This is a genomic window from Alloalcanivorax dieselolei B5 (genome assembly GCF_000300005.1).
Taxonomy (GTDB): Bacteria; Pseudomonadota; Gammaproteobacteria; order Pseudomonadales; family Alcanivoracaceae; genus Alloalcanivorax; species Alloalcanivorax dieselolei.
On record NC_018691.1, the window covers coordinates 2,180,108 to 2,204,188 of the forward strand.

At 60.7% G+C, this 24,081-nt stretch carries 20 protein-coding genes; 11 read left to right on the plus strand and 9 right to left on the minus strand.

Translation table 11 applies throughout. From position 1 onward, the window contains the following. The first annotated feature begins 25 nt into the window (after positions 1–25). The 4 genes from B5T_RS09855 to B5T_RS09870 all read left to right on the plus strand — a co-directional run bounded on the left by B5T_RS09855 (position 26) and on the right by B5T_RS09870 (position 5,366). Positions 26–1,417 (plus strand): TolC family outer membrane protein, encoded by a 1,392-nt coding sequence (locus B5T_RS09855; protein ID WP_229683007.1) that lies wholly within the window; start codon positions 26–28, stop codon positions 1,415–1,417. After that, a complete protein-coding gene (locus B5T_RS09860) occupies positions 1,414–3,603 on the plus strand; it encodes a type I secretion system permease/ATPase (RefSeq protein ID WP_014994352.1) in 2,190 nt (729 codons plus the stop codon). Before B5T_RS09855 ends, B5T_RS09860 begins: the two co-directional genes overlap by 4 nt. Next, on the plus strand, positions 3,600–4,871 hold the full coding sequence (locus B5T_RS09865) for an HlyD family type I secretion periplasmic adaptor subunit (protein WP_014994353.1): 1,272 nt from the start codon (positions 3,600–3,602) through the stop codon (positions 4,869–4,871). The genes B5T_RS09860 and B5T_RS09865 overlap by 4 nt, the downstream gene beginning before the upstream one ends. Before the next feature lie 213 nt (positions 4,872–5,084). Next, positions 5,085–5,366, plus strand: a complete 282-nt coding sequence (locus tag B5T_RS09870) for a putative quinol monooxygenase (RefSeq protein ID WP_041716978.1) — start codon at positions 5,085–5,087, stop codon at positions 5,364–5,366. A gap of 50 nt (positions 5,367–5,416) precedes the next feature. On the opposite strand, the gene B5T_RS09875 is transcribed toward B5T_RS09870, so the two are convergent. Next, positions 5,417–6,931, minus strand: coding sequence for an MFS transporter (locus B5T_RS09875; protein ID WP_014994355.1), 1,515 nt, complete (start codon positions 6,929–6,931; stop codon positions 5,417–5,419). Between the two features lie 89 nt (positions 6,932–7,020). Here B5T_RS09875 and B5T_RS09880 point away from each other — a divergent pair, with 89 nt between their 5' ends. Next, positions 7,021–7,866 (plus strand): helix-turn-helix transcriptional regulator, encoded by an 846-nt coding sequence (locus B5T_RS09880; RefSeq protein ID WP_014994356.1) that lies wholly within the window; start codon positions 7,021–7,023, stop codon positions 7,864–7,866. On the opposite strand, the gene B5T_RS09885 is transcribed toward B5T_RS09880, so the two are convergent. From B5T_RS09885 to B5T_RS09920, 8 genes are all read right to left on the minus strand, one after another. Next, positions 7,863–9,077 (minus strand): acyl-CoA dehydrogenase family protein, encoded by a 1,215-nt coding sequence (locus B5T_RS09885; protein WP_014994357.1) that lies wholly within the window; start codon positions 9,075–9,077, stop codon positions 7,863–7,865. The two genes, B5T_RS09880 and B5T_RS09885, sit on opposite strands and share 4 nt — an antisense overlap. Positions 9,078–9,142: 65 nt before the next feature. Continuing rightward, on the minus strand, positions 9,143–9,880 hold the full coding sequence (locus B5T_RS09890) for an SDR family NAD(P)-dependent oxidoreductase (protein ID WP_014994358.1): 738 nt from the start codon (positions 9,878–9,880) through the stop codon (positions 9,143–9,145). A gap of 26 nt (positions 9,881–9,906) precedes the next feature. Continuing rightward, on the minus strand, positions 9,907–10,944 hold the full coding sequence (locus B5T_RS09895) for a phosphotransferase family protein (RefSeq protein ID WP_014994359.1): 1,038 nt from the start codon (positions 10,942–10,944) through the stop codon (positions 9,907–9,909). Between the two features lie 282 nt (positions 10,945–11,226). Further along, positions 11,227–12,048 (minus strand): HpcH/HpaI aldolase/citrate lyase family protein, encoded by an 822-nt coding sequence (locus B5T_RS09900; RefSeq protein WP_014994360.1) that lies wholly within the window; start codon positions 12,046–12,048, stop codon positions 11,227–11,229. Position 12,049: 1 nt separating this feature from the next. Then, positions 12,050–13,246, minus strand: coding sequence for a CaiB/BaiF CoA transferase family protein (locus tag B5T_RS09905; RefSeq protein WP_014994361.1), 1,197 nt, complete (start codon positions 13,244–13,246; stop codon positions 12,050–12,052). Between the two features lie 68 nt (positions 13,247–13,314). After that, a complete protein-coding gene (locus B5T_RS09910; protein ID WP_014994362.1) occupies positions 13,315–14,667 on the minus strand; it encodes an MmgE/PrpD family protein in 1,353 nt (450 codons plus the stop codon). Between the two features lie 23 nt (positions 14,668–14,690). Beyond that, positions 14,691–15,854, minus strand: coding sequence for an acyl-CoA dehydrogenase family protein (locus B5T_RS09915; RefSeq protein WP_014994363.1), 1,164 nt, complete (start codon positions 15,852–15,854; stop codon positions 14,691–14,693). Further along, the gene (locus tag B5T_RS09920) at positions 15,854–16,690 is read right to left on the minus strand and encodes an FAS1-like dehydratase domain-containing protein (protein ID WP_014994364.1); all 837 of its coding nucleotides are present in this window, start codon (positions 16,688–16,690) and stop codon (positions 15,854–15,856) included. The genes B5T_RS09915 and B5T_RS09920 overlap by 1 nt, the downstream gene beginning before the upstream one ends. A 303-nt stretch (positions 16,691–16,993) precedes the next feature. Here B5T_RS09920 and B5T_RS09925 point away from each other — a divergent pair, with 303 nt between their 5' ends. From B5T_RS09925 to B5T_RS09950, 6 genes are all read left to right on the plus strand, one after another. Continuing rightward, positions 16,994–18,058 carry an AraC family transcriptional regulator gene (locus B5T_RS09925; RefSeq protein WP_014994365.1) on the plus strand — a complete coding sequence of 355 codons (1,065 nt, stop codon included), beginning with the start codon at positions 16,994–16,996 and terminating at the stop codon, positions 18,056–18,058. A gap of 213 nt (positions 18,059–18,271) precedes the next feature. Then, positions 18,272–19,429 (plus strand): acyl-CoA dehydrogenase family protein, encoded by a 1,158-nt coding sequence (locus B5T_RS09930; protein WP_014994366.1) that lies wholly within the window; start codon positions 18,272–18,274, stop codon positions 19,427–19,429. Positions 19,430–19,442: 13 nt separating this feature from the next. Then, positions 19,443–21,140, plus strand: a complete 1,698-nt coding sequence (locus tag B5T_RS09935; RefSeq protein ID WP_014994367.1) for a long-chain-fatty-acid--CoA ligase — start codon at positions 19,443–19,445, stop codon at positions 21,138–21,140. A 60-nt stretch (positions 21,141–21,200) separates the two neighbouring features. Beyond that, a complete protein-coding gene (locus tag B5T_RS09940; RefSeq protein WP_014994368.1) occupies positions 21,201–21,590 on the plus strand; it encodes a Zn-ribbon domain-containing OB-fold protein in 390 nt (129 codons plus the stop codon). After that, complete coding sequence (locus B5T_RS09945) at positions 21,587–22,765, plus strand: thiolase (RefSeq protein ID WP_014994369.1); 1,179 nt, start codon at positions 21,587–21,589, stop codon at positions 22,763–22,765. Before B5T_RS09940 ends, B5T_RS09945 begins: the two co-directional genes overlap by 4 nt. A gap of 42 nt (positions 22,766–22,807) precedes the next feature. Further along, positions 22,808–23,959: an acyl-CoA dehydrogenase family protein gene (locus B5T_RS09950; protein ID WP_014994370.1), complete on the plus strand. Its 1,152-nt coding sequence runs from the start codon at positions 22,808–22,810 to the stop codon at positions 23,957–23,959. The last annotated feature ends 122 nt before the right edge of the window (positions 23,960–24,081 follow it).

Genomic DNA, 24,081 nt, shown 5'->3' on the forward strand with positions numbered 1-24,081 from the left:
GGGAAAGCTGCAGTTAAGGATCTAAATGCGGTCTCATGGAAGCAAGGGAGTTCATCGTCCATACCTGTTAGCGATGGTGATGATCTGCGTTTGTCTTGGCGAAGCCGGGGCAGGGGAAGCCGGTATTGATATCGATGACTCGAAACGTTCCATCAAGCAAGTTCCGGTGTACGGAAGAGAAACAGACTTCGATATTGTCGGCGCGGTTCAACGGGCGGTGAATACACATCCGGTGATCGCCGAATCCATAGGCCGCCTGTTTCAGCAAAACGAGCAGGTGGCGGTGGCACGCGCGGGCTATTATCCCGAACTCAGTGCCGGTCTGAGCCGTGGCTACCGGGACTCCACCGGACGCTCTGAAGAAGCACTGACCGCTTCGGCCTCCCAGATGTTGTATGACTTCGGCAAGGTGTCCAGTTCGGTGGCGGCGGCTTCCCACGGGGTGGAACGGGACCGGGCCAACGTGCTCTTGGCAGTGGACCAGCTTGCCCAGCAAACCGCTCAGGCGGTGATTGAGGTTCAGCGCTATCAAACCCTGCTGGCGATTGCCGAGGAGCAGGTGGAAGCCATTGGAGAGTTACAGGAGTTGGCGTCTCAGCGGGCCGCCAAGGGCGCCGCCACCCGGTCGGACGAGATTCAGGCGCTGTCCCGCAAAGAAGCGGCCCAGGCCACGGTTTTGCAGTTCCAGGCACAAAGTGATGCCTGGCAGCGTAATCTGCAAAGCCTGTTGAATGCCCCCGGGCCGGTCACGGTATCTCCGGAGTTTCCCGATCATCTGGCCGACGCCTGCCTTCGTGTGGAGGAAGACTTCGATAATGTGCCCCGGATCATGCGGGCGGAAGCGGAGCGGGCCGAGGCCCGTTCGCTGATTCGGCAGGCGCGGGCGCAAATGTTACCGACGTTCTCGATCTCGGCGGATTTCGAGCACTATCTGAATGATCGGCCCGCGGAGCTGGAAGCGATGGATCGGGACAATGACGTTTTCGTTTCCGTGGGGGTAAGCAGCAAGCTGTATCAAGGCGGTGCCTTAAAGGCCCGCCGGCGGGCGGCTGACTATGCCCTTGAGGCGGCGAATGCCGCCCGGGATGCCGCCTACCGGGAAGTCTCTCTGGGGTTACGGGAGGCCAAGGTACAGACACTCAGCTTGTCCGGGCGCCTCGAATTGCTGAACAACCGCTATAACAGCATCGCCGAAACGCAAAAGCTGTATCGGCAACAGTATTTATCATTGGGAACGCGCTCGCTGTTGGACATTCTCAATACGGAACAGGAGATCCACCAGTCCCGCTTCGAGCAGCAGAACACCCGATTTGATCTGCGCCGCCTGCAAATCGACTGTCTTTACAACGTGGCGGAAATCCGCGCGGCGTTTGGTTTGAGCAGCGCCGCCGTACAGGGAGTACCGATTCAGCCATGAGTACCCCGGACGTTGAAGAAACCCCGGTCGAAGCCACGCCGGCTCCCGACTACGGACCCTGGACCGAAGCCATGTTGGCGGTGGCCCGGCATTATCGTTTGGAATACTCCGAGGAGAATGTTCATCTGACCGCCGCCTGGAGCATGGGACAGAGCCCCGGCGATGTGCTGAAGGCCATGGCTCGTCAGTTGGGACTGGCCTGCAAGATCGGCGATCTTGGCCGAATGTCGTTGACACCTTGGCGGTTTCCTCTGGTTGTGCAATTCAAGGACGGTCAGGTAGCGGTGGCCGAAAGCATCGGCGGTGATGGGACGGTGGCTCTGTCCTACAGTGGCGATCAGGGCCTCAAAAGTCAGCTTCCCCGTCAGGAGCTGATCGACAATGTGGTTCTCACACTGATCCTGAGACCGACCCGTTCGGCCCCCGACGCCCGGGTGGACGATTATGTCCGGCCTTATCAGTCCAATTGGTTCCGGCGCATCATCCTTCGTGATCTGAAGCCCTACGGACATGTGATGCTGGCATCGCTGGTAGCCAATCTATTGGCATTGGCCGGCATTTTGTTTTCCCGCCAGGTTTACGACCGCGTGGTTCCGGCGGAATCCTATGCCACCTTATACGTCCTGTTCTCCGGTGTACTGGTGGCCATGGTGTTTGACTTCATTCTGCGCAGAAGCCGCGTTCATATCACAGATCTGTTGGGCAAGCGGGCCGATATGCGAGTGTCCGATCGGGTCTTTGGCCACGCGTTACGCATTAAAAACTCGGAAAAGCCGCGCTCGACCGGGTCCTTTATCGCCCAGATTCGCGAGCTGGAGCATATTCGGGAATTGCTCACCTCCAGTACGGTAACGGCTTTCGCCGATATGCCTTTCTTCTTCCTGTTCTGTTTCGTGCTCTGGTATATCGCCGGTCCCTTGGTGCTGGTGCCGCTGGCCGCGGTGGTGCTGATGATCATCCCCGGCCTGCTGGCGCAGCGTCGCCTGCATGTTCTCGCCAACGAGGCCATGCGCGAGTCTTCATTACGTAATGCCATGCTGGTGGAAACTATCCAGGGATTGGAGGACGTCAAATCGCTGCAAGCGGAAGCGCGCTTTCAGCAGCAGTGGAATCACTACAACGCGATCACCGCCGACGTCAATCTGAAGCTGCGTTACATCGCCAATACTCTGGTGGTGTGGAGTCACACGATACAAAGCGGGGTATTCGCCGTCATCGTTCTGTTTGGTGCGCCGATGGTGATGGAAGCGGAATTATCGGTGGGGTCGCTGGTGGCGGCATCGATCCTGGCATCACGTATGATGGCACCGATGTCTCAGATCACGCATGTGATGAGCAAATGGCAGCATGCCAAGGTGGCGATGAGCAGTCTGGATCAGATCATGGAACGCGCGGTGGATCACCCGGAGGAGGAAAAACGGGTTCATCGGCCGTTCGTCACCGGTCACTATCAGTTGAAGCAGACGGTGTTCCAATATGCCGAGGCCCCCACCGCGGCGTTGGCGGTGAAGTCACTGACCATCAACCCGGGAGAGCGCATTGGTGTGCTGGGACGCAATGGCGCGGGCAAATCCACGCTTCTGCAGGCTCTGGCCGGCGCCATCGAAGCCGGCTCCGGACAGGTTCTCCTGGACGGCGTCAATCTCACCCATATCGATCCGGCGGATGTGCGTCGGGATGTCGGTCTCCTCAGCCAGAACGCGCGACTGTTCCACGGCACCCTGCGGGATAACCTGATGCTGGGTGCCCCCCATGTGTCTGATCAGGAGTTACTCGCCGCCATGGACATGACCGGTGCCAGCGATTATCTGAGAACGCTGCCCGACGGGCTTGATCATCCAATTCTTGAAGGCGGGCTCGGATTGTCCGGTGGCCAGCGCCAGTCCCTATTATTGTCCCGCCTGCTGTTGCGGCAGCCCAATGTTCTGCTGCTGGATGAGCCCACCGCCTCATTGGATGAGACAGCGGAAAAGAAATTCATTCAGAGAACGAGTGACTGGTTGGAACACAGAACCCTGGTGGTGGCGACACACCGGATGAGTATGCTTAATCTGGTCGACCGCATCATCGTGCTGGAGAATGGCCAGATTTTGTTGGACGATGCGCGCGCCAAAGTACTGTCCATTCTATCAAAAAAGGCACCGGTTCAGTCCGCGAAAAGTAACGAGGAAGGGACCCGGCCATGAAAGAGAGCGATAAAGCCGTCAATTCCTCCCCCTTGGAAGCCACGGGGTTGTCGATGAGCGCAGCCGGGGGAACGGCGTCTCTGCTGGATTACGATAATGATCATCGCCATTACAACGACGAAGTGGACGATGCCACCGTGGTTCGCTCAACTCGCATTGTCTGGCTCGTTTGTCTGGTCATAGCCGCATTGCTGGCGTGGTCCTATTTCGCCGAAGTGGTGGAAGTATCAACGGGCGATGGCCGGGTGATCCCGTCTTCCCGGGAGAAGATCATCCAGTCCTTGGAGGGCGGGATCCTGACGGACTTGCGGGTCAGGGAAGGGGACATCGTTGATGCCGGGCAGGTACTGGCGCAACTGGACCTGACCAAGACCGAGTCCAGTATGGAAGAAAGTGCGGCCCGTTACCGCGCGGCTCTGGGGACCGTCGCCAGGCTAGAAGCGGAAGTCAACGAAACGCCGTTGATATTCCCTGATGCATTACAGGCCTATCCTGAGCTCATCGCCGCCGAAACCGAGCTGTATGAAACGCGGCGCCGAGGGTTGAGATCGTCTCTGGCCGGCGTTCATAAGTCTCAGCGCATCGTGCGTGAAGAGTTGCAACTGACCAAATCGCTGCTGGAAATCGGAGCTGCCAGTAACGTGGAAGTACTGCGCTTACGGCGCCAGCTCTCGGAGCTGGAGTTGAAGGCCAGCGAAATCCGCTCTGAATACCTGATTCTCGCACGGGAAGAACTGGCCCGCGCCGAGGCCGAGGCCAACGCATTGTCCTCGGTGGTGCGGGGCCGCTCGGACACCCTGTCTAGATTGACATTACGCTCGCCGGTACGGGGGGTGGTGAAGGACATCGAAGTAAGTACCCGGGGCGGGGTGATTCCGCCGAATGGCCGTCTGATGGAAATCGTTCCACTGGACGATCAGTTACTGGTGGAAGCGCGGATCTCTCCCCGGGATATCGCCTTCATTCACCCCGGTCAGTCCGCCAAGGTGAAGATCACTGCTTACGACTATACCGTTTATGGCGACCTGGATGGCGAGGTGGCGATGATTTCGCCGGATACCATTCAGGATGAGGTCAAACCCGAGATTTTCTATTACCGTGTATTTATTCGTACCAAGGCGGACGCTCTGATCACTGATGCGGGTACCCGGTTTCCGATCGTACCGGGCATGATCGCCAAGGTGGACATCCGCACCGGTGAGAAGACCATTTTCGAGTATCTGATGAAACCGATCGATCACGCCGGAGAGGCTCTTCGGGAGCGCTAGTTCCGGATCATCATAAATGGCCAGGGCAAGAGGGCTGAGTGGACGGACTGGTCGGTCGATTTTGGCGCGGCACCGGCATGGTGTACCGACATTGCGCCATGGACACCGTCCTCCTGAACGGAAAACGTAACTAATAGTGTCAGAGGCTCTCGTCACCCCTGCGCTTGTGCCAGCATGCCGGTTGCTAATTGTTTACAACGTAAGGAAAACAACATGCTTGGAATCGTAGCTGTGCTGCAAGCGCAGGCCGGTAAAGGGGACGCTCTGGCGGCGGAAATGAACAAGATCGCCGCGGAAGTACGCAAGGAAGAAGGCAATCACGCCTATAACGTTCACCAGTCCCTGAACGACAAGGATGTGGTGATGATCTATGAGCAATACACGGATCAGGCGGCGCTGGAAGCGCACCGTGAAAATATGAAGGAGCTGGGTGGCGGTCTCAAGGATCTGCTGGCGGGACGCCCTGATGTGAAACTGTTCCAGTTGGCGCAATAAGTCCGTGGGGAAATGGCGTGGCGCCGCCGGGCCATTTCCCTTGCCAGCATTCAGCGCCCGCCTGGTAGTGCGATCATTGGCACCATGGCGAGAAGGCCGATGCCCACGGCGGTGATCAGGGCGGTAAGGTTGAGGCCCTGGGTGAAAATCTCCCTCGCTTGATCGAGCACTCCCGCGGGTAGACGGTCCGCCATGGACACCACCTCCCAAAGGCTTTCCCTGACGACCGCGGGTATAGTCCCGGCCAGTTGTTCGGTAACGCCGGCGCGATAGAGGCCACTGCTGAGGCTGCCTAACACGGCGACGCCCAGTGCCACCCCCAATTCCTGTACCGTCTCGGACAGCGAAGCCGCGGAGCCGGCTTTGCCTGGTGGCGCCGCCGCCACGACCAGATCGGTACCCAGCGCGGCGATGGCGCCCAAGCCCAGATAGATCAGGGCAAAGCCGCTGACGACCTGTATCGTTCGTGCTTCAGCGTCCACCCGGGCCAGCATCAGATATCCCAGCACCGAGAACAGCAGCGCTCCGGCCACCACCCGTCCGACCGGGAAGCGTCGGGCCAGTAGCGGTGCGCTGATGGCCGCCACCAGCATCGCCAGGGCTGGCGGTCCCATCCAGGCACCAGCGATGCGGGGAGACAGGCCGCTGACCAGTTGCAGGTATTGGGTCACCAGCAGCATGGCGCCGCCGACTCCCATCAGTCCCACCAGCAGGATCAGCAGGGCCGCGGTGAATGAGCGGCCACGGAACAGGCTCAAGTCCAGTAAGGGATCCGCAAGGCGTTGCTGTCGTTTGATGAACAAAAGCAGGCCGAGAACACCAATCAGCAGTGCGGCGACCGCTTGCCAGTCCAGGCCGTGCCTGGCGAAGTGCTTAACGCCGTAGATCAGCGGCAGTAGAGCCAGAAGGGACAGTGCCACGCTGGGCAGGTCCAGCCGTCCGCTGGTTTCATCGCGGTATTCGGGGAGCAACCAGGGGGCGCAGAGCCACAGAACCGCCACCACCGGCAGAGCCACAAGAAAGGCCGACCCCCACCAGAAATGATCCAAAAGCATACCGCCCACCAACGGGCCGGCGGCCATGCCCAGCGCGAACATGGTGGCCCAGATACCGATGGCCAGCGCTCGCTGCGATGGGTCACGAAACAAGTTGCTGATCAGCGCCAGGGTCGAGGGCATCAGGGCTGCTCCGGTAAAACCGAGTAACGCCCGCGCCACGATCAGTTGCATAGCGGTGCTGGCGAAGGCGGCGAGCAATGAGGCCAGGGCAAAGCCGCCGGCGCCCAGCATCAGCAGTTTACGGCGCCCGATGCGGTCGCCGAGTGTACCCATGGTGATCAGGAAACCGCTGATGAAGAAGCCATAAATGTCCATGATCCACAGCGCCTGGGCGCTGTCCGGCTTGAGGTCCGCGGCCAGCGCCGGAAAGGCGAGATAGAGCAGCGTCACGTCCAGACCCAGTAACAGGGTTGGTAGCGCCAGAACGGCGAGGCCAGCCCATTGGCGTGGACCGGCACGGCTCGCCAATGGTGGCGAAGGAGTGGGGGATTCACAGTATGAGGTCATCTCGCTTCTCCTATGGAAGAAGCGGTATTCTTGAGGGATTCTACTAACCGTACAATTTAAGCCCTTATGCTATTAGCAGGACTAACAGAATGAGCCCGGTAAAATCACTGGCCCGCACCCGGCGCGAGCTTGCGGAATTCGTGCGGCAACGTCGCGAGCGTGTGACACCGGCGGAAGTGGGGCTGCCTTCCGGGCCCCGCCGCCGCACCCCGGGATTACGTCGGGAAGAGGTGGCGGCGCTCGCCGGTGTCGGCATCACCTGGTATACGTGGTTCGAGCAGGGCAGGGATATCAATGTCTCGGAAACCTTTCTCCTCAATCTGTCCCGGGTGCTGAAACTGGATGACGAGGACTGCTGCCATTTGTTCCTGCTGGCGCAACAGCGGCCGCCGGCCTATGAGGCCCGCCAGGCCACAGCGGTTTCCCCGTTAACGCAAGCGGTTCTGGATCAGCTTGCACCTTGTCCGGCCTATGTAATGAATTTGCGCTGGGATCTGGTAGCCTGGAACCCATCCGCGGATCGTTGGTTCGGGTTGAACGATCGCGCCGCCACCGAGCGCAACCTGCTGCGGCTGGTGTTTCGTGACGCCGGTTTGCGTGAACGAATGCCGGACTGGGAGCGGGAGGCGCGGAAGCTGCTGGCGAACTTTCGTTGCGATCTGGCGGTGGCGCCGGAGGATCCGACGATGCTGGCGTTTGTCGATGATATGAGACGGTTGTCGGAACCGTTCCGGCATTGGTGGGACGAGCCGGACCGGCACGGCTATCAACGTGGCATCAGCCGTCTGACAGGGGACGATGGCCGGGTGCGATCGCTAAGGCACGAGATGCTGATCGTGGATGAACACCATCATTTACGCATGTTGGTGTATTTCGATGATGACACCAGGAACGGTGTAGGCGGCACCGATTCCCGGCGGGCTATAGAGGGTTAATCGTTGTATTCCTGAATCTTCATTTTACCTAATTGCGACATGTGGACTTCGTCGGGGCCGTCGGCGATGCGCACGAAGCGGTTCAGAGTGAAGAAGTGAGCGATCGGCGTATCGTCGCTGACCCCCATGCCGCCATGGGCCTGGATAGCGCGGTCGGTCACGTTCTGTGCCATCTGTGGCGCCACCACCTTGATCGCCGCGATCAGATCCTTGGCGTCCTTGTTGCCGTATTTGTCCATACGGTCAGCGGCTTTCAGTGTTAGCAGGCGGGCTTGTTCGATATCGCAAAAAGAACGGGCGATGTCCTGGCGAATACTGCTTTGCTCGGACAGTTTGCGACCGAACGCCACCCGATTCTCCACCCGGCGGGCCATGATTTCGAGGCTGCGCTGAGCCTGGCCAATCGAGCGCATGCAATGGTGAATGCGGCCCGGGCCGAGCCGACCCTGGGCGATTTCGAAGCCGCATCCCTCGCCGAGAATCAGATTGCGCTTGGGGATACGCACATTCTCCAGGCGCAGCTCCGCTTCACCGCCCGGTGAGTTGAGGCTGCCGAATACCGTCAGATTGCGGACGATGTGAATCCCTGGCGTGTCGCGGGGAATAATCACGGTGGACTGTTGTTGATGGCGAGGCGCGTCGGGGTCCGTTTTACCCATTAACAACAGCACCTTGCAGCGCGGATCCATGATGCCGGAGATCCACCACTTGCGGCCATTGATGACGTAGTCGTCGCCGTCGGACTTGATTTCGGTTTCGATGTTGGTGGCGTCGGAGGAGGCCACCTGCGGTTCCGTCATCAGATAGGCGGAACGGATTTCTCCGTCCATCAGCGGCTTGAGCCATTGCTCCTGTTGTTCGGCATTGCCGTATTTGGCGAGCACTTCCATGTTGCCTGTGTCCGGGGCGGAGCAGTTGAACACCTCGGCGGACCAGGGAATTCGTCCCATGATTTCGCACAGCGGTGCGTATTCCAGATTACTGAGTCCGGGGCTGAGATCACCGTACTCCTTCGGCAGGAACAGATTCCACAGACCTTCGGCGCGGGCCTTTTCCTTCAGCTCCTCAAGCCCGGGCCAGGGTTGCCAGACCCTGGCCGGGTCGGTGACCCAGTCATGCTGTTCCTGTTCCCGCGGCGCGATATAGGTGTCCATGAAGCGCTGCAAGCGCGCCAGCAGCTCCAGGGTTTGTTCGGAATGATCGAAGTTCATGGAAGCTCCCCCTTTTTTTGGGAAAAGAGATTGGGAAAAGTCGCTGGAAAAACGGAATCAGGCTGTCAGGACAGGATCAGTCCGCCGTCCACCACCAGGGTCTGGCCGCGAATGTAGTCCGCCAGGGGGGAAGCCAGAAACAGCGCGGCGCCGGCCATATCCGCCGGGGTGCCAAGGCGCCCGGCGGGAATATTGGCCAGAGAGGCCTCCAGACGTTTGGGGTTTTCCGTGGTGACGCTGGTTAGCTTGGTGGCGACCAGCCCTGGGGCGATGCCGTTTACCGAGATGCCATCCGAAGCCCAGGCTTCCCCAAGCGTGCGAACCAACGCCACGGCGCCGGCCTTGGAAGCATTGTAGGCGGGATTGCCGCGGGTGGAATGGAAGGCGGCAGTGGAACTGACCACGATCATGCTGCCCCGGCTTTCGTGCAACATGGAATGAAACTTCATGGCACAGGCGCGCAGGCTATCGAGGTTGACCGCGATCACTTTGTCCCAGCCTTCTCGCTCGAACTCACCGCGTCGATAAATCACCGTGCCCTGACATTGAATCAGAATATCGAGTTGAGAGAAGCCGGGAGTGAGGCGTTCAATGGCGTCCATGTCGGAGACATCCACCTGGGAGTAGCCCAGACCGTCAAGATCGGACCCTTCGTCATCGGCGTAATCGCCGGCGCTGGCACGGGTGCCCCAGACGTGCACATCGGCACCACGCCGGCGGAATGCCTGAGCGATGCCGTTACCGATACCGCTGGATCCGCCCACCACCAAAACGGTTTTCCCGCTGAAATCCAGATCATTCATATCGTTCTCCACTTTATGCCGAGATGTCAGGAGATCCAGCCCAGAGCGCGCTCGAACAGCGTAATAGTGCGGTTATGCAGGCGCTCGCCGGTTTCCATCGGCGCCTTGCCGGCACAGGCGCGGGCGTAGGTGCCCTCCAGGATCAGGCCGAGCTTGTAGCAGGCCAGCACGCCGTACCATTCGATGTGGCTGAGATCGCGACCACTGCGGGTGCGGTAGTGTTCGATCATCGCTTGCCGGTCAGGAAAGGCCGCAGCCAATGAGTCGCCTTCCTGATTGATCCGCAGATCCAGGTGATCCGGGGTGGTGGCCAGCAGCCAGCCAAGGTCGATAAGCGGATCGCCGATGGTGGTCAGTTCCCAGTCGACAATGGCGGCCAGTTCCGGACGGTCATGGCAGTAAAGCACGTTGGCGAGATGGTAGTCGCCATGAATGATGCCGGGCTGAAATGTGTCGGGCCGATGACGCTCCAACCATTGGCCGACGCGATCCACGCCGGGAATACCATCGGCACCGGGCCATTCGGAAAAAGCCTGATAGCTTTCCAACTGGGCGCGCCAGCGCGGTACCTGACGTTCCAGAAAGCCTTCGGGCTTGCCGAAGCCGCTCAGTCCGACTTTTTCGTAATCCACCGCGCCGAGAGCGGTAATCCCTTCCACCAGGGACAGGCCCATGCGGTGCACCTGGTCGGCGCTGGCGCCGTGGGACTCAGGAAAATCACAAGTGGCGTTGAAGCCGTCGATGGGCTCCATCAAATAGAACGCAACGCCAATCACGTCTTCTTCGGGGCAGGCGGCCAGCAGGCGCGGGTGAGGCACGTTGGTATCGGCCAGCGCGGCGAGTAAACGCATTTCCCGCCGCATGGTGTCGTTGGAATTGGCGCGTAGATGGCGGGGAGGGCGGCGCAGCACATAGTCCTTGCCGTGACGTTGGAAGCGCAACAGAAGATTCTGGGTGCCGCCGGCTAGCGGCAGGGGATTCTCGATATCGCCTTTGCCCAGACCCTGCTGTTCCATCCAGGTGTTCAGTGCCCGCAGATCGACGAGCGATTGCCAGTCCTTCATTCCGCACCCACCGTTGTTCTGGTTATGAGTCAATAGAGTAGCAGTGTCTCGACGTTGGGCGGCATCGTCGGAAGCGACGAAGCTGTTCTCCTGGCGGAAGCAGGCGCTGCTAAAGAAAAGGGTTCAGCGAGGAATAACGGGAATGGGGCTCTCCGTTCAGACCCGCATCGAGTGAACCGCGGCACTTTGGGCTCCACCCAACAACGCCGCTCGGCTGCCCGTGATGCGGAGTGATTTCGCTTCCCTTAACGAAAAAGGGCGATGAATAATCGTCCGATGAATTTATTCCGCCGTGGCGATCAAACGGCGGGCCCGTTGAATCACCGGCTCATCCACCATCTGTCCGTCCAACTGGAAAGTGGCGCCGTGTTCGGCGACGCCGTCCACCACCCGACGGGCCCATGCCAGTTGCTCGCTGGTGGGGGAAAACGCCCGCCGCACCGGTTCGATCTGCCCGGGATGAATGCAGAGCATACCGGTGAACCCCATTTGCGCGGCACGCAACGCCACCGCTGCCACTTTTTCCGTATTACGGAAATCCGGCTCCACGCTTTCCACCGGGCCGGCCAGACGGTTCAGCCGGCTGTGCAGGATCAGTTGCGCACGGCACTGATCCAGGACGGTAACGGCGCCTGCGCTGCCGGCTTCCGCGCCCAGATCCAGACTCAGATCCAAGGCCCCAAAGGTGAGCCGTTCGATGCCATCGCAGGCGGCGATGTGCGGAATGTTAATCACGCCGCGCACGCTTTCCACCAGTGGCCACAGCGCCTTGCCGTCAATGCGGGCACGCTGAACATCCTCGGCGCTTTCGGTTTTCGGCAGCATGATGCCGTGCACCGCATCGGCTTGGGCACACAGGGCAAGATCCGCCGCGAAGTGGTCGGTGCTGGCGCCATTCACGCGCACGAACACGGGGGGCGTGGCGTGCTCGAGGAAGTCGGCCAGGGCTTGGCGGGCCTCGGCTTTATCCGTTTCCGACACCGCATCTTCAAGATCGATGATCACCAGGTCCGCGCCGCTGGCCTGGGCCTTGGCCACCCGCTCCAGACGGGTGGCGGGCACGAACAGCATGGTGCGGGCATCACGGGAAGCGCGTGCGGCCATCTCAGATTACTCCCGCCTGTTGGAATTGTTCGATGTCGCCGTCAGCGTAGCCCAATTCGGTAAGAATGGCCGCGCTGTGTTCCCCCAGATCCGGTACTGCGTCCATGCGCGGTTCGAAAGCATTGCTGGCTCCGGGAGGAAGCAAGGCCGGCAGCGGCCCCTTGGGACTGCCAATCTCGGTCCAGCGCTGCCGGGCGGCCAGTTGCGGGTGCCGCCAGACGCCGTGCATATCGTTGACATGGGCATTGGCAATGCGCGCGTCGTCGAGGCGGCGAATGACTTCCTCGGCGTCCAGCTCCGCGAAGACGCCAAGGATCAATGATTTTAGCGCTGCCCGGTTATGCACCCGTTGGGAATTGGAAGCGAAACGTTCATCGTCGGCCAGTTCCGCCTGTAGCAGCACCTGTTCGCAGAACACTCGCCATTCCCGTTCATTCTGCAGCCCCAGCATCACGGTGCCGCCATCGCCGGTGTCGAATGGGCCGTAAGGATAGATAGTAGCGTGGGCGGCACCGGTGCGCGGCGGCGGTTCGGCGCCTTCGAACGCGTAGTAGAGCGGGTAGTTCATCCATTCCACCAGACTCTCCAGCATGGAGACGTCGATACGACTGCCTTTGCTGGTGCTCTGGCGCAGCAGCAGAGCGTTGAGAATATGAGTGTAGGCGTACATACCGGCGGAAATGTCAGCGATGGAACAACCGGCCTTGGCCATGTCGTCCGAGGTGCCGGTGACGGACAGGAAGCCACCCTCGCTCTGGATCAGAAGATCGTAGGCTTTCTTATCCTGGTAAGGACCGCCTTCGCCGTAACCGGAAATGTCGCAAACGATCAGTTTGGGGAAACGCTCATGCAGGGCGTCGAACGACAGTCCGAGGCGGGCGGCGGCGCCGGGAGCCAGGTTCTGCACCAGCACGTCGGCCTGTTCAAGCAGGCGTTCCAGTACCGGTGTGGCGGTATCGTGTTTCAGATCCAGCGTCAGGCTTTCCTTGGAGCGGTTGGTCCAGACAAAGTGGGAAGCCAGGCCGTGGACCCGTTCATCATAGCCACGGGCGAAGTCGCCGACGCCGGGGCGCTCCACCTTGATCACCCGCGCGCCCATGTCCGCCAATTGGCGGGTACAGAACGGCGCGGCGATGGCATGCTCCAGGCTGACCACGGTAATGCCGTCCAGGGGCCGGGGCGAAACGGTAGTACTCATTCTTGTGCTCCTACAGCTGCGATGGGCGCTTTCTCTGGCAAGGGCAGGTCGGCGGCCCGCAATTCGAATCAAATCAGGGGAGTGACGTTGTCGGCGTTGTGCAGCGTCCAGACCCGTTCGATGGCGGCGCCCATGGCGTCCTCGGAAAGGGTACCGGCGAAACGCGCCAGACGGCGGAACTTATCTTCCAGTTCCGCCCGGCTGAGGGTATTGCCGGGGTCACCTTTGGGTTCATCGATACTGCCGTGCAGGGTACGGCCGTCCCGCGTGACCACATCCACCCGGCCGAGCCAGCGCGCCGGGTAGGCGTTATCCACCTCCGCATCCAGCTGCATCGTGACCTTGTCACGAAACGCGGCGACCGCGGCATCGTCCAGCGGGATCTGGTGGAACTCCGCCAGACCGGCATGGCCGTGCAGCGCAATCAGGCCCAGCACCGTTCCCATGGAAAACTTGGCCTGGTGGATGGTGGCGGGAACATCCACGCGGCCGAGTACATCGATGGCGCCCTGGTGCACCCGGGCGGTGACGGATTCGATGTCGTCCGCCTTGAGGTCGTGCTCCCGCATGACCGCCAGCAGGGCGTCCGCCGCCGGGTGAGTATGGCGGCAGGAAGCGTGGAACTTGAACGAGGTTTCCGACAGCGCCCAGCGTTCACCGAGGCGGTCATTGAGAAAACGGGAATCGGCATCCCGGGACAAACCGGCGGCGAGCCCTTGATCGCCTTCGAGGATATTGCGCGCTCCGGTCAGCCCGTCGGCGGTGAGACAGGCGGCCAGCACGCCATCCGCTGCTGCCTTGGCGGTGTGCAGTTGTTTGGAGTCGGCGGCGTCGCGCAGGAATTCCCATAAGCCCGAGGCCTGGGTGCCGGCGCTGCCCAGCAGGTTGATGAAACCGTCCCGGTCCAGTCCCAGAATTTTGCCGGCGGCCACCGCCGCCGCCAAGGTACCGACAGTGCCGGTGGTATGGAAAATGCGATAGTGGGAGCGGCCGAGAAATTCGCCGATGCGAATGCCGGCCTCGTAACCGGCCACCGAGGCGACGATCAAATCACGGCCGTTTTTGCCCTGTTCCTGAGCCATCGCCAGGGCGGCGGGGAACACCACCGTGGCCGGGTGCAGTACCGAGCTGTTGTGCAGATCGTCCTGTTCCACCACATGGGAAGCGGCACCGTTAACCAGCGCGGCGAAGTAGGCGGAAGTGTCGGTGCCGTCCACCAGATTCCGGGCCGGGCCGGAGGCGGGGCCCATGCGCCGTGCGTAACCGGCGAACAGAGGGATCGGGTGTTGACCGCTGCCGGCGATCAGGGATGCCAGCCAGTCGAGGAACAGGTCCTCGGTGCGGGCTACCACCGCTTCCGGCAGATCCTCATAGCGCAGCTCGGCGAGAAACAAGGCCAGGGCCCGGGTTGCGTCGCTCATGTTCGCTCCTTGGAAAGACCGTATTAGAAGGACCGTGGCAGGTCGAGCAGATGCTCGGCCACGTAAGAGAGAATCAGGTTGGTGGAAATCGGGGCCACCTGGTACAGGCGGGTTTCACGGAATTTCCGTTCCACGTCGTATTCGCAGGCGAAGCCGAAACCGCCGTGGGTTTGCAGGCACACGTTGGCGGCTTCCCAGGACGCCTTGGCCGCCAGGTATTTGGCCATGTTGGCGGCGGCACCGGCATTGAGGCCGGAATCGTACTGCTCACAGGCCCGCCAGCGCATTAGGTCGGCGGCCTCCACTTCGATGTGCGCTTCGGCAATGGGGAACTGAATGCCCTGGTTCTTGCCGATCGGGCGGCCGAACACCTCCCGGTCACAGGCGTAGCGGCTGGCCTTGTCGATGAACCAGCGGCCATCACCGATGCACTCCGCGGCGATCAGCGTGCGCTCGGCGTTGAGGCCATCAAGGATATAGCGGAAGCCTTTGCCTTCCTCGCCGATCAGCGCCTCGGCGGGAATTTCCAGATTGTCGAAGAACAACTCATTGGTGACGTGATGCACCATGTTGGCGATGGGCTGGACCGTCATGCCATTGCCGATGGCCTGATGCAGATCCACCAGAAAGATGGACATACCGTCGGTTTTTTTCTTCACCTGATCCAACGGCGTGGTGCGCGCCAACAGGATCATCAGGTCGGAATGCTGAATGCGGGAGATCCACACTTTCTGGCCGTTGATCACATAACGATCGCCCTTGCGCACCGCGGTGGTCTTGATCTTGGTGGTGTCGGTGCCGGTGGTCGGCTCGGTGACCCCCATGGACTGCAGGCGCAGCTCGCCGCGGGCGATACGCGGCAGATAATGATCCTTTTGCTCTGCGGAACCGTTGCGCAGCAGCGTGAACATGTTGTACATCTGACCATGCACGGTGCCGGAGTTGCCGCCGCAGCGATTCACTTCTTCCAGAATCACCGAGGCTTCCGCCAGCCCCAGACCGGAACCGCCGTACTCCTCCGGGATCATCGCCGCGAGCCATCCGGCCTGGGTCAGCGCGGTAACGAACTCTTCCGGGAAGTCCTGGCGTTCGTCGACGCCGCGCCAATAGGCGTCGTCGAATCCGGCGCACAGGCCGCGCACACCGTCGCGGATGGCATCCAGGGCTTCTTTATCGTACTGAATCATTAACGGGTCTCCTCGAATTCAACTTCACCGACATGGGCCTGGCCCTGTTCGTTGCCGGCCATGACCCGGGCAACCCCGGGGGACTCAATAACACCGCCGACCTGAAAAGGCTCAGGCGCGATCAACGGACGCATGCCCCGATAGCGGAATACCTTGGCGATTTTGTCCGGATTGGCCTGGTCAAACGCTCGCATCACCAGGGTGGCGATCAAAGGTCCGTGTACCACCAAGCCCGGATAGCCTTCTTCACCGGTGGTGTAGGGCCAGTCGTAATGGATGCGGTGGGAGTTGAAGGTCACCGCGGAATAGCGGAACAGCAGGGTGGCTTCCGGTTCAATGGTATCGGCCCATTGCAGCGCCGGCATGGGCTCACCGATGGAGGCCTTCAGCGGTACCGGCTCACGGTAAACGATGTCCTGCCGCTCACTCACTTTCTCCTCGTCATCCTGGAGGTAGCGGTGCCGCACGGTAATGAAGGTGAGTGAGCCGCTGCGGCCGTGTTTTTCCTTGATGTCCTCGATCCGGCTGTGTCGCCGTGCTGGCACGCCGGCACGCAATGGGCTGTTGAAACGCACTTCGCCGCCGGCCCACATACGTTGGCAGTCGCGAATCGGCGGCAGGAAATCACCGGGGAGGGGATGGCCGTCCGGCCCCAGGGTGTCCATGCCGGAAACCGGTTGAAAGAATGCCCACTGCCACAGATGGGGAAGGGGGTCTCCGCTGCTCAGGGGGGCACCGCCAAGTGTGGCGGTCACCCGGGCCAGGGCGTGAAGGTCCAGACTGTCGTCCTGGATCTGCTCCTTGCCCAGCCATTTATTCGCGTTATCCAAGGCCATGCGCAGGCTCCGCAATAGATAAAAACAGGCATATAAAAAAGAAATCGGACTACCCGTGGGCTCGGCAGGGGAGTCACATCAAGAGAAGGAACCGATTTGCTTTTGTATACGGTATACAGTATACATTGATCGCGCAACAGGAAAGCGAGCCTGTCATTCTCTGATCCCGACGGGTTTGGCGAAAAAGTACAGAGACGCGCCGACGGCTCCCCGTCAGTGTCGGATTCGGCCAAGCAAGGCAGGCGCTAACAACAAATACCAATGGTGGACCGGCCCGGTCTGGTTCCACCGCGGAGGATAGTGATGAATATCCGGTTTGACGGCTCGGCGATGACCACCAGTCATACCATTTCCATTCATCATGTGGAGCAAATGCTGGCGGGTGCGTGCCGACACGGCGTGGACCCGGAGCCGGTGATGCAACGTGCCGGGATCCCGGTGCGGTTGCTGAAATCACCATTGTCCCGCGTCTCCCAGGACCAGTACGCGCGGCTGATGTACCTGTTGCGGCGTGATCTTCGCGATGAATTCTTCGGCCTGTGCAGCCACCCGGTGCCATTGGGGGCCTTCGCTCATATGTGCCAAGACCTGATCCAGTGCGAAACCCTTGGCGATGCCTTGCGTCGTGGTTTCACGTTTTATCATTTATTGCTGAAGGACTTTGTGCCGCGTCTTGTGGTGCAAGGGGAAACCGCCCATGTGTGTGTCCGTGACCAAGGTGACGAGCCAGCCTGTCTGAGCTACGCCAAACGCATGTTCATGTTCTTCACCTGGGGCCTGGCGTCCTGGCTGGCGGCACGACGGATTCCCTTGCAGCAGGTGAGCTATCAGGACATGGGTGATGGCAAAAGCAATCGCATCCATTTGATTTTCGACGCGCCGTTGAAGGCCAACGACAACTGCTTCGGCTTCACCTTCGAATCGCGCTGGCTGGAGTTGCCGGTGGTGCAGAACCGTTTGAGCCTGACCTCCTTTCTGCGCCAGGCACCGGCCAACCTGTTGGTGCGTTATCGGGACGAAACCTCCTGCAGCGAGCGGATTCGCCGGCTGCTGCGCCGTCATCTGAGTTCCGGATTGCCAACCTTGGAAGAAGTCGGCTCGGTGCTGGGTATGACCCCGCAAACCGTGCGCCGGCGCCTGCGCGATGAAGGCCAGTGTTATCAAGGGTTGAAGGACAATCTGCGTTGCGATGCGGCGATCGAGTATCTGTCGCGCCCGGACCTGAACCTGGTGGACGTGGCGTCAAAGCTGGGTTTTTCCGAACTGAGCACCTTCCATCGCGCGTTCAAGAAATGGACCGGCCTGCCGCCGGGAGAATACCGCTACACCCGACTAAGGGCGGCGCGCCCCTATCTGAATATGCAATGAAGACAAGTATGCAATGCGGAAGCCGGCTTGGCCAAATCCATCACCGCTGGCGGTGCGCGGGGTGCCTTGGAGAACAGAATGGCCAATGGTTTTGATGGTGATGGCCATTGGTCGTGCAGCGGCCGTTGGGCATGCTGAGTACAACAAAAACAGTCAACGGCGTGGTCAGGCACGTGCGAAGCGTGTAAGGGTCCCTTGCCAAGGAGAATACCAATGACACAGTGGCAGCCCGCCTGGGTTGATGACGAGCTGAGAATTTTTCAGGATTCCGTGCGCAAGATTTTTGAGCGTGAGTTCGTCCCTCAGGAGGAAAAATGGCGCAAACAGCGCCGCCCGGATCATGAGGTCTGGCCCAAGCTGGGTGAGCTGGGCCTGCTGTGCGCGAGTATCCCGTCCGAGTATGGCGGTGGCGGCGGCACCTTCGCCCACGAGGCGGTGATCTGCATGGAGCAGGCCCGCGCCCAGGTGAGCAGCTTCAGCATCAGCGTGCACAGCGGCATCGTTTCTCACTACATTCTCAATTACGGCACCGAGGCGCAGCGCAAGAAATGGTTGCCGCAATTGGCCAGTGGTCAGCGGGTGGCCGCCATCGCCATGAGCGAGCCGGGCGCCGGCTCCGATTTGCAGGCCGTGCGCACCACCGCGCTGCGTGACGGTGATGAGTATGTGATTAACGGCTCCAAAACCTTTATCACCAACGGCTATCACGCCGAGCTGATCTGCGTGGTGGCGAAGACCGACACCCAGGCCAAGGGCAGCCGCGGTATTTCCCTGGTAATGGTGGAGACGGATAAAGTCAGCGGTTTTCGCCGTGGGCGTATTCTGGAAAAAATCGGCCAGAAAGGGCAGGACACCGCGGAGTTGTTTTTCGATGAGGTACGGGTGCCGGCGGAGAATGTGCTGGGCGGCGCCGAGGGCAAGGGCTTCGTGCAATTGATGGAACAGCTGCCGCGCGAGCGTATGTTCATCGCCGTGGGCGCGGTGGCCACCATGCAGAAGGCCATTGATGAGACCACCGCCTATGTGAAGGACCGCAAGGTGTTCGGTCAGCGCCTGATGGATATGCAGAACACCCGGTTCAAATTGGCGGAGTGTCAGACCCAGGCGACGGTGGCCCGCTGTTTTGTCGATGACTGTGTCTACAAAGTCATGCGTGGCGAGCTGGACGTGCCCACCGCCGCCATGGCGAAGTGGTGGACCACGCAGTTGAACTGCCAGATCATCGATGAATGTCTGCAACTGCATGGCGGCTACGGGTACATGGAAGAGTATCCGATCTCGCGGATGTACACCGATGCCCGGGTGGGCAAGATCTATGGCGGCGCCAATGAGATCATGAAGGAAATCATCGCCCGTTCCATGGATCAATGACGGGAGCGCATCGATGACCTCTCCTCACCTGTCTTTCTATCCGAAAGGATTGCCCGAGCGGATTCGCGCTCCGCAAACCACGCTGGTGGGTAACCTGCGTATTTCTGCTTCGCGTTACCCGGATCGGCCGGCGTTGGTGTTTTACAACGGCGTGCTGAGCTATCACGATCTGCAGCGGGACGTCCGGCGCATGGCCGGCTATCTGCAACAAGAGTGCGGCGTGACCAAGGGTGATCGCGTACTGCTCTACACTCAGAACTGCCCGCAGTTCACCGTTGCCTTCTACGCGGTGATGTCGCTGGGGGCGGCGGTGGTGCCGGTCAATGCCATGAGCACCCATGAGGAACTGGGCTACTATTTCGAAAATAGCGGCGCCCGTCTGGCGTTTTGCGCCGCCGACCTCTACAGCAATCTGCGCCCCTGTGTGGACAGCGGCCTGGTTACCCGGGTGATTTTGCATCAGTACCGGGATTACCTGAACGATCCGCGAGATCCGCTGGTCCCGGGCTGGATCGCGGTGGAGCAGGACGAAGTGACGGATCCGGCGGTGGTGACCTGGGCCGAAGCTCTGGCCGCGGAACAGACTCCGATGCCGGCCGCCTTTGACGCCGATCAGATGTGTGTGCTGCCTTACACCTCCGGTACCACCGGTCACCCCAAGGGGTGCATCCATACTCACCGCACTCTCGGATACGCTATTTATTCCTCGTCGTTGTGGCGTGCTCTCAGTGCCGAGTCGGTGTTTCTGTCGGTGGCGCCGATGTTCCACATGCTGGGTCTGCAAAGCGGCATGAACATGCCGATTCTCCTGGGCGCCACCACGGTGATTTTGCCGCGCTGGGATCGGGATATGGCGGCGCGGCTGATCGACCAGTGGGGTGTCAGTGTGTGGGGCGCGCCGCCGGCGATGGTCATCGACTTCTTCGCCAAGCCGGATATCGCCGACTATGACCTGTCGCGCCTGAGCTTGATCTTTGGCGGTGGCGCGGCGATGCCGGAAGCGGTATCGCGGACCTTGAAGGATGACCACGGGATCACGTTCAACGAATCCTATGGTCTGACCGAGACCTCCGCTTTTTTGCACGCCAATCCGGTGCACCGTAACAAACGCCAGTGCCTGGGGGTGCCCACCTTTGGCGTGGAGTCCCGTGTGGTCGATCCGGAAACCCTGGAACCCTTGCCGCGGGGCGAAGTGGGCGAGCTGATCACCAGCGGACCACAGGTGATGGAAGGGTACTGGCACAACGACGCGGCCAACCGTGAGTCTTTTCTTGAACGCGATGGCCGCCGTTTTTTCCGTACCGGTGATCTGGCCTGTATCGATGAGGACGGCTACTTCTTCATGAAGGACCGGCTCAAGCGCATGATCAACGTGTCCGGCTATAAAGTCTGGCCGGCGGAAGTGGAAAATTTCATGTATGACCATCCGGCGGTTCAGGAGGCCTGTGTCATTGGTGTACCGGACAGCCGCCGTGGTGAAGTGGTCATGGCGATTCTGGTTCTTAAAGAGCGGTATCGCGGCCAGGCCAGCGAAGAGCAGGTGATCGACTGGGCGCGGGAAAAAATGGCGGTGTACAAGGCACCCCGCCGGGTGGAATTCGTCGATGCCTTACCGAAGTCCGGCGCCGGCAAGATCCTCTGGCGTCAGCTACAGGACGAACAGCGGGCGCTGGTTGGCGACGGTGATGTTGTGGCGGCCGGGGACGCGTGATCGGACGATTCGCCGGGTGGCCTTGCCACCGGGCTGGCAGTAATGACGAGGAGAGCAAACATGGTTAACCAAGAAGGTGGCGTGCAGGCCATCTATCAGGCGGCCCTGGATCAGGGGCGTTTCGAGATTCAACGCTGCAATGATTGTGGTGATGCGGTGTTCTTTCCACGTGAACTGTGCCCCGGTTGTGGCAGCGGCGACCTGTCGTGGTTCAGCCCCAGCGGCAAGGGGACGGTCTATGCGGTGACCACGGTGCGGCGCAAACCGGAAGCCGGTGGTGACTACAACGTCTCTTTGATAGATCTTGAAGAAAACGTCCGGCTGATGAGCCGGATTGAAAACGCGGCCCCGGAAGAAGTGAAAATCGGCATGGCGGTGAAAGCCCGGGTGGCGGTCAATGAGGGGCGTGGCGTGTTGGTGTTTCATGCGATGGAAGGAGCGGCACAATGAGCGGTGATCTGAATCATTTGCGCGGCAAATTCGCCATCGCCGGCGTGGCCACCTTCGGGTGTGGCGAGGCACCGGGCTATACCGACATGGAACTGCTGGCCCAGGCCGCGCGCCTGGCGGTGGCCGATGCCGGCCTGACCATGAAGGACATCGACGGTTTGTGCACCGCCAGTGCTTCATCCGCCATGTGGTCGATGCCGGTGGTGGAGTATCTGGGGATCCGCCCCCGTTTCGTCGACGCCACCATGATCGGCGGTTCCAGTTTCATCGCCCATCTGATGCCGGCGATGCAGGCACTGGAGTCCGGTCAGTGTGACGCGGTGCTGGTGGCCTACGGCAGCGCCCAGCGCACCTCCACATTGAGCCGCAAGGAAATTGGCAAGGCCCGTCTGCTGATGGACCCGCAACCCTACGAGCATCCTTATCAACCGATGCTGCCGATGTCGGCGTATGCGCTGGCGGCTTCCCGCCATATGCATGAGTTCGGCACCACCCGCCGGCAACTGGCGCAAGTGGCGGTGTCGGCGCGCCAATGGGCGCGGAAGAATCCGGACGCGTTCATGCGTGATCCGCTGACAGTGGACGATGTGCTCAATGCGCGCATGGTGTCCGATCCACTGACCGTGCGCGATGCCTGTCTGGTCACCGATGGCGGCGGCGCCTACGTATTGGTGCGCGCCGACCGCGCCCGCGATTTGCCGCAGCCGCCAGTGTATGTGCTCGGCCAGGGTACGGCGGTGTGGAATCGGCAAATCTCCAGCATGGCGGATCTGACCGTTACCGCCGCCACGCAATCCGGGCGTGACGCTTACGCCATGGCCGGAATGGGACCCAAGGACATTAATGTGGCGGAGCTCTACGACGCTTTCACCATCAATACTTTGTTGTTCCTGGAAGACCTCGGATTCTGCGCCAAGGGCGAAGCCGGGGCTTTCGTGGAGGACGGTCACATCGCCCCCGGTGGCAGCCTGCCGGTGAACACCAATGGCGGCGGCTTGTCCTGGGGCCACCCGGGTATGTACGGCATTTTCGCCGCCATCGAGGGCGTCCGTCAGTTGCGTGGTAACGCTGGAGACAGCCAGGTCGCCGGTGCGCAAACTGCGATCGTGCATGGCAACGGCGGCACGCTGTCCAGTCAGTCCACCGCCATTCTGGGTACCGCCGCGGCGCTGTGAGGCGCTGATTATTCAAGGCGGCAATGCCGCCGGGAGGCCATCATGATACGTGATCAGGAAACCATGAATACGCTGTTGGACACGATCAACCGTTTCGTGCGCGAACGGCTGGTGCCCAACGAGGAATGGGTGGCGGAGCACGACGCCATCCCCGAGGACATCGTCAGGGAGATGAAGGCGATCGGTCTGTTCGGGCTGACCATCCCCGAGGAATTCGGCGGCCTCGGTCTGACCATGGAAGAGGAAGTGCTGGTGATGTTCGAGATGGGACGCACCTCACCGGCGTTCCGTTCGTTGTTCGGCACCACCGTGGGAATCGGTTCCCAGGGGATCCTGATGGACGGTACCGATGAGCAGAAACAGCAATGGTTGCCATCTCTGGCCACCGGTGAGGTGATGGCGTCGTTCGCGCTGACCGAACCGGGGGCCGGTTCCGATGCCGCTTCCCTGCGGACCAGTGCGGTGAGGGACGGCGATCACTATGTGGTGAACGGCACCAAACGCTTTATCACCAACGCGCCGCAGGCCGGTATTTTTACCTTGATGGCGCGTACCGATCCGGAGGTGAAAGGCGCGGGCGGCATTTCCGCGTTTATCGTCGACGCCAAAACTCCGGGAATCTCGCTGGGTAAACCGGACAGTAAAATGGGCCAGAAAGGCGCCCATACCTGTGATGTGGTGTTCGAGGACTGCCGGGTGCCGGCGGCCAACATCATCGGTGGCAAGCCTGGCGTCGGTTTCAAGACCGCCATGAAAGTGCTGGATAAAGGGCGGATTCATATCGCCGCCATCTGTGTCGGCGTTGCCGAACGGATGCTGGACGATGCTCTCCGCTATGCCGCTGAACGCGAGCAGTTCGGCCAGGCCATTGGTGAATTCCAGCTGGTACAGGCGATGCTGGCCGACAGCAAGGCGGAGATCTACGCCTCTCGTTGCATGGTGCTGGATGCGGCCCGGCGCCGGGATAATGGCGAAAACGTCAGTACCGAAGCCGCCTGCTGCAAGATGTACGCCTCGGAAATGTGCGGTCGTGTGGCGGACCGCGCGGTGCAGATTCACGGTGGCGCCGGCTATATGTCCGAGTACGGCATCGAACGGTTTTACCGTGACGTGCGGCTGTTCCGTATCTATGAAGGCACCACTCAGATTCAACAAATCGTCATCGCGCGCAATATGTTACGCGCGGTGCGTTAGCAGTTCGCTCTCCACGCATGGCGGTGGGCCAACCGTCGTGCGTGCTTTTTATTCCGCCTCACAGGTGAATCATGTCTGACCACGATATTGTTGCTCATGCCCGTTGCCGGGCAGGGGAGTAT